14 protein-coding genes are annotated in these 13,801 nt (G+C 60.1%); 1 reads left to right on the top strand and 13 read right to left on the bottom strand.

Annotated features, from left to right (window positions below; translation table 11 throughout):
* The coding region (locus I8N66_RS21395) for an MmgE/PrpD family protein (RefSeq protein WP_291157396.1) at window positions 1-1,256 on the bottom strand (1,256 nt) is incomplete at its 3' end.
* A 146-nt stretch (window positions 1,257-1,402) separates the two neighbouring features.
* Between I8N66_RS21395 and I8N66_RS21390 the strand changes: the two genes are divergently transcribed.
* A protein-coding gene (locus tag I8N66_RS21390) for an IS5 family transposase (protein WP_291157394.1) occupies window positions 1,403-2,166 on the top strand; the annotation gives its coding sequence in 2 pieces (ribosomal slippage) (window positions 1,403-1,730 and window positions 1,730-2,166; 765 coding nt in all).
* Here the strand turns inward: I8N66_RS21390 and I8N66_RS21385 are convergent.
* The 12 genes from I8N66_RS21385 to I8N66_RS21330 form a co-directional block, all read right to left on the bottom strand.
* Window positions 2,112-3,095 carry a carbon-nitrogen hydrolase family protein gene (locus I8N66_RS21385; RefSeq protein ID WP_291157392.1) on the bottom strand — a complete coding sequence of 328 codons (984 nt, stop codon included), beginning with the start codon at window positions 3,093-3,095 and terminating at the stop codon, window positions 2,112-2,114. The two genes, I8N66_RS21390 and I8N66_RS21385, sit on opposite strands and share 55 nt — an antisense overlap.
* Window positions 3,095-3,742: an RraA family protein gene (locus tag I8N66_RS21380; RefSeq protein WP_291157390.1), complete on the bottom strand. Its 648-nt coding sequence runs from the start codon at window positions 3,740-3,742 to the stop codon at window positions 3,095-3,097. Before I8N66_RS21380 ends, I8N66_RS21385 begins: the two co-directional genes overlap by 1 nt.
* A 34-nt stretch (window positions 3,743-3,776) precedes the next feature.
* On the bottom strand, window positions 3,777-4,637 hold the full coding sequence (locus I8N66_RS21375; protein WP_291157388.1) for a TauD/TfdA family dioxygenase: 861 nt from the start codon (window positions 4,635-4,637) through the stop codon (window positions 3,777-3,779).
* A 123-nt stretch (window positions 4,638-4,760) separates the two neighbouring features.
* Window positions 4,761-5,849, bottom strand: a complete 1,089-nt coding sequence (locus I8N66_RS21370; protein ID WP_291157386.1) for an ABC transporter ATP-binding protein — start codon at window positions 5,847-5,849, stop codon at window positions 4,761-4,763.
* Window positions 5,846-6,649 (bottom strand): ABC transporter permease, encoded by an 804-nt coding sequence (locus I8N66_RS21365; protein WP_291157384.1) that lies wholly within the window; start codon window positions 6,647-6,649, stop codon window positions 5,846-5,848. Before I8N66_RS21365 ends, I8N66_RS21370 begins: the two co-directional genes overlap by 4 nt.
* A gap of 15 nt (window positions 6,650-6,664) precedes the next feature.
* Window positions 6,665-7,429: an ABC transporter permease gene (locus I8N66_RS21360; protein ID WP_291157419.1), complete on the bottom strand. Its 765-nt coding sequence runs from the start codon at window positions 7,427-7,429 to the stop codon at window positions 6,665-6,667.
* A gap of 125 nt (window positions 7,430-7,554) precedes the next feature.
* Entirely contained in the window at window positions 7,555-8,556 is a 1,002-nt protein-coding gene (locus I8N66_RS21355) for an ABC transporter substrate-binding protein (protein WP_291157417.1), read from the bottom strand.
* Between the two features lie 248 nt (window positions 8,557-8,804).
* Entirely contained in the window at window positions 8,805-9,194 is a 390-nt protein-coding gene (locus I8N66_RS21350; protein ID WP_291157381.1) for a hypothetical protein, read from the bottom strand.
* Window positions 9,195-9,301: 107 nt separating this feature from the next.
* Window positions 9,302-10,591: an amidohydrolase family protein gene (locus I8N66_RS21345; protein WP_291157379.1), complete on the bottom strand. Its 1,290-nt coding sequence runs from the start codon at window positions 10,589-10,591 to the stop codon at window positions 9,302-9,304.
* Entirely contained in the window at window positions 10,588-11,529 is a 942-nt protein-coding gene (locus tag I8N66_RS21340; RefSeq protein WP_223729054.1) for an ABC transporter permease, read from the bottom strand. Before I8N66_RS21340 ends, I8N66_RS21345 begins: the two co-directional genes overlap by 4 nt.
* A 1-nt stretch (window position 11,530) precedes the next feature.
* Window positions 11,531-12,580 (bottom strand): ABC transporter permease, encoded by a 1,050-nt coding sequence (locus I8N66_RS21335; protein WP_223729053.1) that lies wholly within the window; start codon window positions 12,578-12,580, stop codon window positions 11,531-11,533.
* The coding region (locus tag I8N66_RS21330; protein ID WP_291157374.1) for an ATP-binding cassette domain-containing protein at window positions 12,570-13,801 on the bottom strand (1,232 nt) is incomplete at its 5' end. The genes I8N66_RS21330 and I8N66_RS21335, both read right to left, overlap by 11 nt.

The raw sequence follows: 13,801 nt of genomic DNA, 5'->3' as shown, positions 1-13,801 counted from the left end.
CGCAAGAACTTACCCTCGAGAGCCGATTTCGGCATGGGGTTACTTGCCTCTCCCTCCGCAACGTCCACGTGCCTTTCGAAACTTTGCCCGTCGCGCAACTGTAACCAAGCGCTTGCGGCGTGAGCGCCTCGATGCGAGGCGTGGCTGGTATGTGGCCTGAGCTCGATACTGTCTTGAAACCGCCCGGCGATCTCGTCATGAAGCCAATCATCCACGAACCAGTCGGGACCGGGCTCGACGCCGAATACGGCCATGGCTATGGCGTGCGGTGCGCTGAACTGTGCTGCCCACATGTCCCGTGGACGCACTTTGCTAAATGGCGGTTCGCACACGATCGGAGGCGCGGTCACGACCAGCTTGGCATGCAAGCCGTCGGCGGGATCAATGCCGGCCATCCGGACGACGTCGCGGCTGACCTGGACACTGCTTTGGATGAGCCGGCAGCAACTGAATGGCTTGAAGCCAACCCGGAGAATTTCGTAGGAGGCCCCCAAACCTTTGGTCAATTTATCGAAACGGCACTCGTCGGCGCCCGCCATCCGCCAGAAACCCGTCTCACCCTCGAAGACATCCAAAGGCCCCTCGTAGCCGGCAGCGGCAAGGCGCGCGGCCAAGACGCCCATTTGCGCGGCCATGCCGAAGTTGTTCTTCGCCATCGAAGGCGTGCCTCCGTAGACGGTCTTCATGACGGACGCCACTGGCGCATTCGCAGCAGCGATCGCGATCGCATGCGCCGCTCGTCCGGCGTCGAGACGCATGAGTCTCGCGGCCGCGGCTGCTGCACCGAATATCTGCCAAGTCCCATGGCCGTGAATGGCCTTTCTGGGCTGGACGTGAGCAAGTGAGATGCCAACGCGGCAACTCACCTCATAGCCGATGATCACGGCCTCAAGGAATTCTGTGCCTGAAGACTTCATGTGCTCAGCGACCGATAAGGCTGCCGCAATCACCGTGGCTCCGGGATGGCCCTTCTCGTAGATGTCGTCGAAGTCGAGCGCATTGATCAAAGCTGCCTTGACGAAGGCGGCAGCCGCCGGTTCGGCACAGCCACTGCCAGGTCCGCCGGAGGAGGGTGCGACCTTGTCCGTCCGCAGTACCTCCAGCATGCCAGCCATCGGCAGCTTATGCCCGCCAAACAGGCAGCCAAGGGAGTCCAGGAGGCAGAGCTTGCCCTTGTCGATGACGTCGCCTGGAACACGAGTGAGTGCTTCCTCGGCGATATAGCTGCCGAGCGTTTGCGTGATGAAAGCGGTCATATCTGGTGTCCGATTACCCGATGATGGCGATTGGCGATCCATTTTCAGGGGAGCGTTGTCTACGTGCTACTACAGCGTAAACTCATAAAATTTCTTGGCATTTATCGGCCGCCGTGATTCAAGGCTTCGAAATAAGGAAGCATTTGATGACGCGTCGTCGCTACGAACTGACTGACCACGAATGGTCGATCATATCGCCGTTGTTGCCCAACAAGCCACGCGGCGTTGCCCGCGTTGATGATCGGCGGGTACTGAATGGCATCCTCTGGCGGTTTCGAACGGGCTCGCCTTGGGCGGAAGTTCCGGAACGCTATGGCCCGCCGACGACCTGTTACAACCGCTTCGTCCGCTGGCGCAAAGCCGGGGTATGGGATCGGCTTCTTGAAGCGGTGTCCAAGGCCTACGATGGCGACATCGTCATGATCGACTCGACCTGTGTCCGCGTTCACCAGCACGCGGCCACGGGAAAAAAAGGGATGGAGACGATGGTGGCATGGGACGTTCCCGCGGCGGGCTTACGAGCAAAATCCACGCGCTCGTCGATGCCGAAGGTCGCCCGGTCAATCTGCGTCTGACTGGTGGACAGATCGCCGATTGTGCCGAAGCCGACGCGCTGACGGAGGAGCTTGGCGAGGGGGACATCCTGCTGGCCGACAAGGGTTATGACACGAATGCCATTCGGGCCAAGGCCGCCGAGCGAAAGGCCTGGGCCAACATCCCGCCGAAGAGTAATCGCAAGGGCTCCTTCGTGTTTTCGCGCTGGGTCTATCGGCAACGCAATCTCGTGGAACGGTTCTTCAACAGGATCAAGCAGTTCCGAGGCATCGCAACCCGATATGACAAGCGCCCGGAAAACTACCTCGCCGCCGTAAAGCTCGTCGCAACAAGAATATGGTGCCAAAGTTTATGAGTCGACGCCGTAGAAGAAATTGGTGCCCCGAAGGTCTGCACCGGCGAACTGCAGGAGGAATTGCAACGCTCGCTGCGGCTGCAACCTCGGTTGACGCGTGCCTGATCAACAAACGAAACCTTGTGCGACGCGGCGGGAATGAGCTTGCGAACTGCTGCCACACGGTCGAGATCGAGGTGTGCGGAAACCACGCCGACCTGATCGACGGCGCGGGCTATGACCTGTCCCCAGGGGTCGCAGACGAGAGAGTTGCCGTAGGTGAAACGGCGATCTCCGTCCGCTGCCGTGTAGCCTCCCCACTGACCACAGGCGACGAAATAGACCTGGTGCTCGATCGCGCGTGCACGGCAGAGCACTTCCCAGTGGTCCTTTCCCGTCTGTAACGTGAAGGCCGCGGGCAGAATGACCACATCGACGCCGGCGTCTGCAAGCGCATCAAAGAGCCGGGGGAAGCGAAGGTCGTAGCAGATCGCACAGCCGATCCTGAAACCGCCGGATTCGTAGACGAACAGGCTTTCTCCAGGCGCAACGGTGGCGGATTCTCGATACATCTTGCCATCTGGCGCCTCGATGTCGAACAGGTGAACTTTGCGGTAGCGGCCGACCTCGTTACCTTCTGGATCAAAGACGACCGTTGTGTTGTAGATCTTCGAACTTCCATCGACCCTTTCGAGCAAGCTGCCGCCGTGGATCCAGACCTTTTGCCGGGCGGCGAACGCCTGCAACATGCGATAGGCGTCGCCGCCCGGCATATGATCAGCCGCCGCCAGTTTCTCCGCCACCGTGCCGCCGGACCAGTCGAAATGTTCCGGGAGAACGATGAGATCCGGTGTATCGCGTGCGATTGCCTGCAGCATCAGGTTCTCGGCCGCGCGCAAATTGCTGTCGCGGTCGAGCTGGGAGTTCATCTGGACGAGGGAAATCTTCATTATACGATCCGATCCAGTTCGAAGATGGAATGGCCGGCCTCAAGGTAGGGCCGGAGCTTAAGGGAGCGCTGTTGGCGCTCGAGGGCGACGTCGGCGATGCGACGCATATCGGAGGGATCGGCAACGAAGACACCCTCCGTATCTGCCAGGACCGCATGCCCAGGCAGCACGGCCGCCCCGCCGCAGGCGATCGGGACATTGATCGCGCCACCGATCTGGTGCCGGCGGCTGGTCGTCTTGGACGAGACTCCGCGACACCAGACCGGGAACCGGCTGGCGCGGATCTCCTCGATGTCGGTGCAAGGACCATCGACGATAATGGCGACGGCGCCACGCGCTCGGGCTGCAGCAACGACACCGCCGCCGACGCAGGCAACGTCGTCCCGGTCGACCCGGGAGATGACGAGAACATCTCCCGGGCGGAGCAGATCGATTGCCGTATAGATGACGGCTCCATCGCGGCCTGGCGCGGCGACCGTGACTGCCGTTCCAATTGCCTTGACCGGAAAGACTGGCGCAATTCCTGCCCCAACAAATCCAAGATATTCGAAGTGGCCGATGGTTGCGGTTTCGACTCCCTCGAGCAGGGTTCGCAGTGCGTCCGGGATCGCTTCCGGCTGTTTTTCAATCTTGTAAGGCTGGGACATCGATGAGACTCCGATCTGCCCTGTGGTTCACAAATCAGACCGGGCGCTCACCGGATGTCGTCGTCCGATGCATAATCCGGATCGTGTTCGGGTCGAATGAATCGCGCCGGTGCATCGTGCAACGGTTATCCCACATCACGATGTCGCCCACGCTCCATTTCTGGACGAAGACTTCAGGCGTGTTGGTGGTGTGCTCCCAAAGCCTTGAGATCAGGTCGTTGCTTTCATCGAGCGGCATGCCGACGACCCACGCCCAGTCCGACGTCCCACCAAGATAAAGCGCTTTGCGGCCCGTCTCGCCGTGGGTTCTGACCAGCGGATGAACGACGCCGCTCCATTCGCGAAAATCCGCGCTCGTCGGTTCGCCTTTCCCGAGGCGCAACTTGCCCGTCTTGTCGTAGACGTTCTGGAAGAAGATCTGCCGCCCCTCAACAGCCCTGCGCAGCTCCTCGGGGAGCGTTTCGAAAGCCTGGTAGGTCGACAGAAAATACGTGTCGCCGCCGGAAGGGGGAACCTCGATCGCCCTGAGGATGGCGCCGGCAGGCGGGCGCTCGTAGAACCATGTGTCCGTGTGCCACGTCGCTTCGCTGTTGCCGAGCGCGCCGCTCGGCTTGCCGTCCTTCATCACATTGCTGATCACCAGGATTTCGCGATGGTTCGGGTGTCCGCCTTCCTGCAATTGCTTGGGATGGATGACGAAATCCCCGAAGTGACGGGAAAAGTCGACCTGCTGCTGGTCTGTGATATCGGTCGCCCGAAAGCGAATGACGCCATACTGCAGCCAGTAGGATCGAACCGCCGCAATGTCCGCGTCGTTGTAGTCGGAGAAATCGAACCCGACGATATCTGCGTAGACGTTGCAGTCATTCTGGATTGCCGAAACTCTTGTTTTCATGTGTGTCTTTCGCCTCCGTGTGGGAAGATCCCGGGCTCGGGATCACATAGAGCTTAGCGGAGTGATAAATCGACATTCCAATATCAATTCTTTCGCATTGATAACGAAAAGCAATGAATATCACTATTGCTCCAGTAGTTGGACAGCGGAATGGGCGATGGCGAGGTCTACGCGGCAGCCGGCCGAGAGCTTCTCGATGCGGGTCGAGCGGATCATGGACTTCAAGGTGATCCCGCCATCGACGAGCATCCAGGCCTCGAGATAGGCACCCAGATTGACGACCTTTTGGATGGTGCCTGTCAGGCGGTTTACAGGTTCGTCGAGGGCCCCTGCCGCATCTGCGAGCCTGACGGCCTCCGGTCTGATACAGCAGAAGCGCACATTGTCAGGAGCGACGTCGTCTCCCCGCGTGGCTGTGAGCACCGCCTTTCCTGCGCCGAGGGATACCTTCAGGTTCCGATCGCTCCCGTTCTCTGCGGATGCCGGGAGAATATTGGACTTGCCGATGAAGTCCGCAACGAACGAGGTCCTCGGGCGGGCGTAGATATCCGCAGGCGCTCCTTCCTGCGCGACCACTCCGCCCTGCATGACGATAATCCGGTCGGACATGGCCATCGCCTCTTCCTGGTCATGTGTGACATAGATGAAGGTCATGCCGAGATCTTCCTGGATCTCTTTCAGTTCGACGCGCATCGCTTCCCGGAGCTTAAGGTCAAGGTTTGAGAGCGGTTCATCGAGAAGCAGCACCGACGGTGAGGGCGCAATCGCCCGAGCGACCGCGACCCGTTGCTGTTGCCCCCCCGAAAGTTCCTTCGGATACCGATCCTCAAAGCCCTCGAGATGGACACTTTTCAAGGTTCGTGAGACACCGTCGGCGATTTCCTCGCGGGGCCGGCCCTGCATCTTTAGGCCGAAGCCGACATTCTGGGCGACCGTCATATGCGGGAAGAGTGCGTAGTTCTGGAAGACCAGTCCGATTTTCCGGGCTTCGGGCGGGACGCCTTCCTGATCGCGGCCACGAATTCGGATCTGCCCGCTCGAGGGCGCTTCAAATCCGGCGATCATGTTCAGGGTCGTCGTCTTGCCACATCCGGACGGACCAAGAATGCTGACGAATTTTCCCTTCGGGATGGCAAGGCTGATATCGTCGACGATGCGGTTTGCACCGAAGTGCTTGCTGACGGAAAGGAGTTCAATATCGATGGTGGTCATTTGCTACCCCCGTGGAACTGGGCGGAGAAGCCGCCGATCTTTTCGAAAAGGATGATTACGCCAAGGATGAAGAGGAGTGACGCGACATTCACTGCCGCAAGCACCGGATCGAGGCTGTATTCGAGATGGTTGATGACGGTAATCGGAAGTGTCGTCTGACCGGGTCTGACCAGGAAGACGGAGAGCGGAATGTTGTTGAAGGAAATGATGAAGGCGAAGGTCATCCCCGAGAAGAGGCCGGAGCGGATCAGTGGCAACAGCACGTATCGGATCCTCTGCGTGATACTGGCGCCCAGTATGCGTGCCGCGCGGTCCAGCCGCTTGTCGAAACCGAACATCGCGGTGGCCGCCATGCGCACGACGTAGGGCAACGTCAGGATGATGTGAGCCATGACAAGGCCGGGCGTCCCCAGCATGTCGTAAAGTCCAATCGAGGACAGGAACAGGACGACCGCCACGCCCTTGACGATTTGTGGGACCGACATGGGCGACAAGAGGAACGCCATGATGGCGGTGTGCCCCGGACATTTTGCGTAGGCGACGCTGTAGGCTCCAAGGACGCCGAGCAGTCCGCTTGCGAGTGACACGATGACGGCAAGTTCGACGCTGAGTAGAAACGGATCGAGCCAACGGCTGTCCCAGAGCGCAGCGTACCATTGCAAGGTCCATTCGCTTGGCAGGAACGTCACGGCCGAAGTTGGACTGAAAGAGGCCGCGACGACGACCACCAGCGGAAGGGTGATGAAGGCAAGAATGGCGGCAAGCGCCGTCCTGAACAGATATGTGAGCAGTCGGTTCATTGGAGCCTCCCGACATTAAAGGTGAAGTTTCTGGTGGAGGCGCGACTCCAGCCTGGATCCGATGAAGCCGGCGGCCAGCATCAGGATGAGCAGAACGTTCGCCATCACCGCCGCGAAGGGCCAGTCGAGATAGAACAGCACCTGCTCGTAGACCATTGTGGCCATGACTTTGAAGCCGGCGCCGCCAAGGAGGGCCGGGGTTGCATATGCGCTTGCGGCCATGGTGAAGCCAATCAAGAAAGAGCTTACGATTCCCGGCACGGAGAGCGGCAGGATGATGTGCCGGATAACAGCAAGACGTGACGCGCCAAGAATTTGCGCAGATTTTTCCAGATTGGGGTTGATACCCTGGAGGCTCGTCAGAAGCGACAGCACGCCAAACGGCAGGATGACGTGAGTAAGCCCAACCACGACGCCGAAAAGGTTCTTCGACAAGGGCAAGGGTTCCGTGATCAATCCGGTCCATATCAGCGCGGAATTGATGAAGCCGCGATCTTCGAGAATGATGAGCCAGCCATAGGTGCGAAGCACGACCCCCGCCAATTCCGGCGCAATGGCAAGCGCGAAGATGACCGTTCGCCAGCGCGATGTGGAGCGTGCCAGATAGTAGGCGAGGGGATAGGCTAGGACGGTTACACAGACCGCAACGAGGCCCGACATCACGACGGTGCGGGTGAGGCCAGCAAGGACCAGGTCGTTGCTGAAGAAGCGGCTATAGCTCGCAAGTGTCGGGCTGCCCTCCGTTTGACTTTGAAAGCTGATCCCGATCATCATGCCCATCGGTATCGCGAAGAAGAGCACCAGGACGAGCGATGGGGCTATGAGCGGCAGAAGTCCCTTGACAGGGAACACAGCGCGCAGCGGCTTTGTCGGAGTGGAGCAAATTATGACGGCCATGATCTACCTCACTTGGCCGCCGCGACGACATCACGTTCCCATCGTTCGCCCCAGGCGGAGAGCCGTGTCGCGACCGCAGCGAGATCGGGCAATAGAAGGGCCTTCAGATCCACCTCGGTGGTGATCTGCTTGGCACGGATATCGGCGGGCACCTCGATGTCGATCCTACCGCTGCCGACCTTGTAGCCGGTGACCCATGCCTCCTGGCTGGATTTCTCGAGAAAGAAGTTGACGAACTTGAGAGCGGCGTCTCGGTTCGCCGCGTGCTTCGGCACGTTCAGGGTCGCGACCAAGGGGATCGAGCCTTCCTTCGGCAGAACATAGTCGACCGGCAAACCGCTATCGACGAGCAGCTGCGCGCGCCCGTTCCAGAAGGGCATCGCCCAGACGTCGCCCCCTTTGAGGTACGTTTCCATGACCGAGGATGATTGCTCAAAGCCGATCGACTGCCTGGCGAGCTTGGCCATGGCGGCAAAGCCGGGATCGACGTTCTCGAGCAGATCTCCACCATGGGCGACCGAGAAGATCTCCATCAGGTAGGCGGCCATCACGTTTTGGAATGTCGGCAGGATGATCTTGCCCTTGAGGCCATCATCCAAGAGCGCGTTCCAGGAATTCGGACGCTCTGCCAGCTTGTCCGTCCGGTAAAGAAGCGAGAGATACTGCACTTCGTGAACCGCGCCGCAGGGACCAGCAACGCCGGCAATCACCGATGACAGATGCTCAAGATTGGGAACCTCCTCTGGTGAGAATTCCTCAAGCAGGCCCTCCTTGCACCCTTCGAGCGATTGGGAAGCGGTCATTACGACGACATCGAAGCCAGGGCGGCCGTTGGTGGCCTTGATCTTGGCGTAATCCTGGGAGGCCGAACCGACGGCGTCGTAGATTACCTTGATCCCGAACCTGGCCTCGAAAGGCTCAATGATCCGCTCCCGAATGATGGTTTCGTACGGCCCGCCATAGCTGTTGACGATGAGCGTTTCGGCGTGGCCGTTCGCAGCCAAACCCATTGATACGATCGCGGGCGCGCACAGCGCAGTGTACCTCATGACGATCCCCTTTGTTGGTGTTGTCGGTTCGGTGACATTGCGCCCGCCAGTCTTGCGATCTCCAATATTGATTTGCCGGCATTGATACGGAAATCATATCAATCGTGTTGCATTCGCTGAGCTGGCGGACGGCTTGCATCGGATTCGGTCTTGAGTGCCTCAAGCTCTATGAATCCGAGCGTTGCGCGCTGCCACAGGCAGCCGCTCCGTCACCCCGGCTGGCAGATTTCGTTGATCAGGCGTGGATCGGATTTCAGCGATTTGAAGATATGAAGCCAGAACCGGTAATGGCTTTCGCGATTGAGGTCCCTGGCCTCGAATGCGCGCTTGGCCGCAGCGGTCACGGCGTCGCAGCCGTAAAACTCCATTGCAAGTTCCACAGCCGCCGCGACCGCGACGTCATGTTGCGCATCCGCCTCGTTTGACGGTTCCAGTACATTCTTCAATGGCTTCGACATGGCGACTCTCCTTTGAGAGTCCGGCGGGGAAATGTGGCCGGACGGTCTCACAGCGAAGATCGCGTCGTCCGGAAACACATGGGTGCCACTCATATCGAGTAGGTTAAATCTTAACTCATTTCCCGCTTTAGATGAAGCCAATTCTTCTCCGACATCGTTGTTCGACTTCTTGGACGCCTTGTGGGGCCAACACGGAAGGAATCCTGGCGGAGCTACTTTGACCGCTCGCCTGACGAACTATTCGTAACTCACGATTGCCGTGGCACGATGTGGCGGCGGTTGATGGTCGCGGGGCGGCCCTTGATGGACAGGGCTGTATCGCGCTTTTCGCGTTCGGCCACGACCTTGCCCTTCGCCACGACACAAAGCCGTTCGGCGCGCAGGCGCACCGCCTCGATGGGGTTGCCCGCATCGAGCACGACAAGACTTGCGGATTTGCCTACGGCTAGGCCGAGATGATCAAGTCCCATGATCTCGGCATTGATCTTGGTGACCATGTCGAAGCAGGTGCGCATGTCTGCGGGCGAGGACATCTGGGCGACGTGCAATCCCATGAAGGCGACGTCGAGCATATCGGCTGTACCGAGGGAATACCAGGGATCGAGCACGCAATCCTGACCCCAGCCGGTGCGGATGCCGGCCTTTAGCATCTCCGGCACTCGCGTGAGGCCACGGCGTTTAGGGTAGGTGTCGTGGCGTCCTTGCAGCATGATGTTTATGAGTGGATTGGGGATCACTGAGATGTCGGCTTCCGCAATCAGCGGCAGCAGCTTCGAGACATAGTAGTTATCCATCGAATGCATCGAGGTAAGGTGCGAGGCAGCCACCCGGCCTTGCAGGCCGAGCCTCTGGGTCTCATAGGCAAGCTGCTCGATATGGCGCGACAACGGGTCGTCGGTCTCGTCACAGTGCAAGTCGACCATCAAGCCGCGCTTGACCGCGATCTCGCAAAGTTCGGTAACGGAACGCGTGCCGTCGGACATGGTCCGCTCGAAATGCGGAATACCACCAACGATATCGACGCCCATGTCGAGGGCGCGGATGGTGTTTTCGCGCGCATTCGGCGAGCGATAGAACCCGTCCTGCGGGAAGGCGACAAGCTGGAGGTCGATGTAGGGCGCGATCTCCTTCTTGACCTCTAGCAGCGCTTCCACCGCAAGAAGGCGGTCGTCGCAGGTATCGACATGCGTGCGGATGGCGAGGAGGCCCATCGAGACCGCCCAGTCGCAATAAGCCAACGCCCGCTCCTTGACGGCTTCATGGGTCAGGAGCGGCTTGAGTTCGCCCCACAGCGCGATGCCTTCGAGCAGCGTACCCGAGGCATTGATACGTGGCAGGCCGTAGGACAGCGTTGCATCCATATGGAAATGGGGATCGACAAAGGGCTGACTGACGAGGTCGCCCGAGGCATCGATGACACGACCAGCCTGCGCGTCGATGCGTGGGTCGATCGCGGCGATTCTATCTCCCTTGATGCCGATGTCGGCGACGTTTCCATCGGGCAGCGTGCCCCCTTTTATGATCAGGTCGAAGCTCATCTTTCGCCTTTCTGGTACGGGATCATCAAAGCTCTGGGATATGCAGCACGACGTGCGACCAGGATCAGCGCCAAGATCGACAGCGCATAGGGCATCATCAGGAAAACCTGATAGGGCACGATGCCGCCGGATATCTGCTGCAGACGAACCTGATAGGCATCGAAGGCTGCGAAGAGGATGGCGCCGATCAGCGCCTTACCTGGCCGCCAGGAGCCGAAGACGACCAGTGCGATACAAATCCAACCGCGTCCATTGATCATCTGGAAGAAGAACGAGTTGAAAGCCGAGGTGGTGAGAAAGGCGCCGCCGACCGCCATCAGCGCGCTACCAACGACGACGGCGCCCATGCGAATGCCAGTGACCGAAATGCCCTGCGCTTCGACCGCTGACGGATTTTCGCCTGCGGCACGAACGGCGAGACCGATGGGCGTGCGATAGAGGATCCAGGCAACGGCGGCGACCGACATGAATGCGAGATAGGTCAGTGGTGTCTGAGTAAACAGTGCCTCGCCAACGACCGGAATGCTGGACAAGCCCGGGATCGGCAGGGGCTGGAACGGCTCGATTTTGGGCGGCGACGTCACCTCGGGCAGCGCAAGACGATAGATGAAGTAAGTAAGACTCGTGGCAAGCAGCGTAACACCGATGCCGACCACGTGTTGCGACAGGCCGAGTGGTACCGTGAGCGTGGCATGCAGCAGGCCGAACATGGCGCCGAAAAGGGCAGCGACCAGCAAGCCGGCCCAAAGATCGCCGCCAGAATATACGGTAAACCAGCCGGCGAAAGCGCCTGCCGTCATGATCCCCTCGATGCCGAGGTTAAGGACGCCGGCGCGCTCGCAGATCAACTCGCCCATGGTCGCGAAGATCAGCGGGGATGCTATGCGGATTGCGGCAACCCAAAAAGAGGCGGTGAAGAGGATTTCGAGCGCGTCCATGTCACCTCCACCTGATCCGGAATCGCGTCAGAAGGATCGCGACAACCATGGTCAGTAGCGAGGTCGCGACCATGACGTCGGCTATGTAACTCGGCACCTTGGCCGCTCGGCTCATGGCATCGGCGCCGACGAAGATGCCGGCGACGAAGATGGCCGAGGCGATGACACCGAGCGGATTCAGCATGGCCAGCATGGCGACGACGATGCCGGTGTAGCCGTAGCCCGGCGACAGGTCGAGCGTCAGGTTGCCCTTGAGCCCAGAGACTTCGGAAAAACCCGCAAGAGCGGCCAATCCCCCCGAAAGCAACGCCGTCTTCATCAGAGTGCGGTCGACCAGAATGCCAACAAAACGAGCGCCCTCGGGATTGAGGCCGACGGCGCGCATCTCGTAGCCGAGAACCGTCTTTTTCATAACGACCCAAATGAGGACGGCCGAAACGAGGGCGATGACGAAGCCATAGTGCAGGCGCTTGCCCTGGATAAGGCGCGGCAGTTGTGCTTCGGCTATGACCTTCTGCGATTGCGGCCAGCCGAGCCCCATCGGATCCTTGAGTATACCTTCGAGTAGCATGGATACGAACAGCAGGACGATGAAGTTGAGCAGCAACGTGGTGACCACCTCGTCGACGCCGAAACGCGTCTTCAGCACGGCTGGGCCGAGCAGAAGCAACGCGCCTGCGGCCATGACGGCGACCATGATTACCGGGATGAGAACGACCGAAGGCAGGGGTAGTGCGCCGGTTCCCAGCGCTACGGTGACGACGCCACCGATGTAGAGTTGGGCTTCTGCGCCAATGTTCCAGAGCTTTGCCCGAAAGGCGACGGCGATCGCCAAACCCGTGAAGATGAGTGGCGTCGCCCGGGTCAAGGTCTCCAAGAAGGCGAACTGTGAGCCGGCCGCCCCCTTCGCCACAAGATAGAAGACGGACAGTGGGGAAGCGCCGGCGGCGAGAACCAGTATCGACGTCAGCACCAGCGTGGTGCCTATGGCCGCCAGCGGAAACAGCAAGGTGATCGCCAAGGACGGCGCGGGTTTCGGTTCAAGCCGCATGATCACCGCGCTCCCCGCTGTGGCCTGCCATCAGTTCCCCCAGTTCCCGAATGCTGCGTTCGCCCCTTGCAGAGGGCGTGGAAAGGCGCCCCTTGAACATAACGAAGATGCGGTCGGACAATGCCAGGACTTCCTCGAGGTCTTCCGAAATGAGCAATATCGCGGCACCCCGATCTCGCGCTGAGAGCAGCATGCGGTGAACGTAGGCGACGGCGCCGACATCGAGGCCGCGTGTTGGCTGACTTGCCAGGATGACCGCCGGGTCGCCATCAAGGGCGCGGCCGAGGATGAGCTTCTGCATGTTGCCGCCTGAGAGTAGGCGTATGCGTGCTTCGGGCGAAGGGCATTTGACGTCGTAGTCGGCAATGAGTTTCTCGGCAAAGCGTCCGGCGGCCTTCCAGTTCAGGAAGCCCATGTGGCTGAACCGAGGGCTTCGGTAGCGTTCGGCGATGACATTCTCCGTCACGCTCATGTCGCCGATGCTGCCGACGGCGTGGCGGTCTTCCGGTACGCGGGCCACGCCATGGGCGAGCGCCGCGCGTGGCGACCAGTCGGAGACTTGCTGCCCTGCGATGGAAATGCTGCCGCCGGTTGGGCGCCGTATGCCGGCGATGAGGGCAGCAAGGACAGCCTGACCGTTACCGGCAACACCGGCAACGCCGGTGATTTCTCCGGCTGTAAGCGTGAGCGACACTTGGTCGAGCTCCGCGCCATTGTACGGCGTTGCGGAGACCTGTTCGAGTGCCAGCAGCGGTGCTCCCAGTCTCAGCGGGCTGACCTTCGCTGGCTTGACCTCCTGGCCTACCATGAGAGCTGCCAGTTCTTTGCGATCGGTCGTACCTGTTTCGCGCTCGCCGACGAGCTGGCCGGAACGCAGAACCAACACGCGATCGCTGACAGCCATGACTTCATTTAATTTGTGAGAGATAAAGATTATCGACAGGCCCTTGGCGACGAGCAGCTTCAGCGTCCGGAACAGTACCTCAGTCTCGGCGGGGGTTAAAACGGCCGTCGGTTCGTCCAGGATCAGGATGCGGCCCTCGCGATAAAGGGCCTTCAGGATCTCGACGCGCTGACGTTCGCCGACCGAAAGGCTGGATATGGTAGCCGCGGGATCAACGGCGAGGCCAAAATCAGCGGACAATTGCGCGATGCGACGTCGCGCTGCGGCCCGGTCAAGCCGCAGGCGCCAAAGGCTCTGCGTACCAAGCGCGATGTTTT

The organism is Ensifer sp. SSB1 (assembly GCF_016652895.1).
Classification (GTDB): Bacteria; Pseudomonadota; Alphaproteobacteria; order Rhizobiales; family Rhizobiaceae; genus Ensifer.
The sequence above is the reverse complement of the archived record's forward strand: the minus strand, read 5'-3'. Positions and strand labels throughout refer to the sequence as shown.

Bases quoted from the DNA above. Each gene is read 5' to 3' on its own strand.
- I8N66_RS21385 (WP_291157392.1), bottom strand. From the start codon at position 3,095: ATGAAGATTTCCCTCGTCCAGATGAACTCCCAGCTCGACCGCGACAGC.
- I8N66_RS21380 (WP_291157390.1), bottom strand. From the start codon at position 3,742: ATGTCCCAGCCTTACAAGATTGAAAAACAGCCGGAAGCGATCCCGGAC.
- I8N66_RS21375 (WP_291157388.1), bottom strand. From the start codon at position 4,637: ATGAAAACAAGAGTTTCGGCAATCCAGAATGACTGCAACGTCTACGCA.
- I8N66_RS21370 (WP_291157386.1), bottom strand. From the start codon at position 5,849: ATGACCACCATCGATATTGAACTCCTTTCCGTCAGCAAGCACTTCGGT.
- I8N66_RS21365 (WP_291157384.1), bottom strand. From the start codon at position 6,649: ATGAACCGACTGCTCACATATCTGTTCAGGACGGCGCTTGCCGCCATT.
- I8N66_RS21360 (WP_291157419.1), bottom strand. From the start codon at position 7,429: ATGGGCATGATGATCGGGATCAGCTTTCAAAGTCAAACGGAGGGCAGC.
- I8N66_RS21355 (WP_291157417.1), bottom strand. From the start codon at position 8,556: ATGGGTTTGGCTGCGAACGGCCACGCCGAAACGCTCATCGTCAACAGC.
- I8N66_RS21345 (WP_291157379.1), bottom strand. From the start codon at position 10,591: ATGAGCTTCGACCTGATCATAAAAGGGGGCACGCTGCCCGATGGAAAC.
- I8N66_RS21340 (WP_223729054.1), bottom strand. From the start codon at position 11,529: ATGGACGCGCTCGAAATCCTCTTCACCGCCTCTTTTTGGGTTGCCGCA.
- I8N66_RS21335 (WP_223729053.1), bottom strand. From the start codon at position 12,580: ATGCGGCTTGAACCGAAACCCGCGCCGTCCTTGGCGATCACCTTGCTG.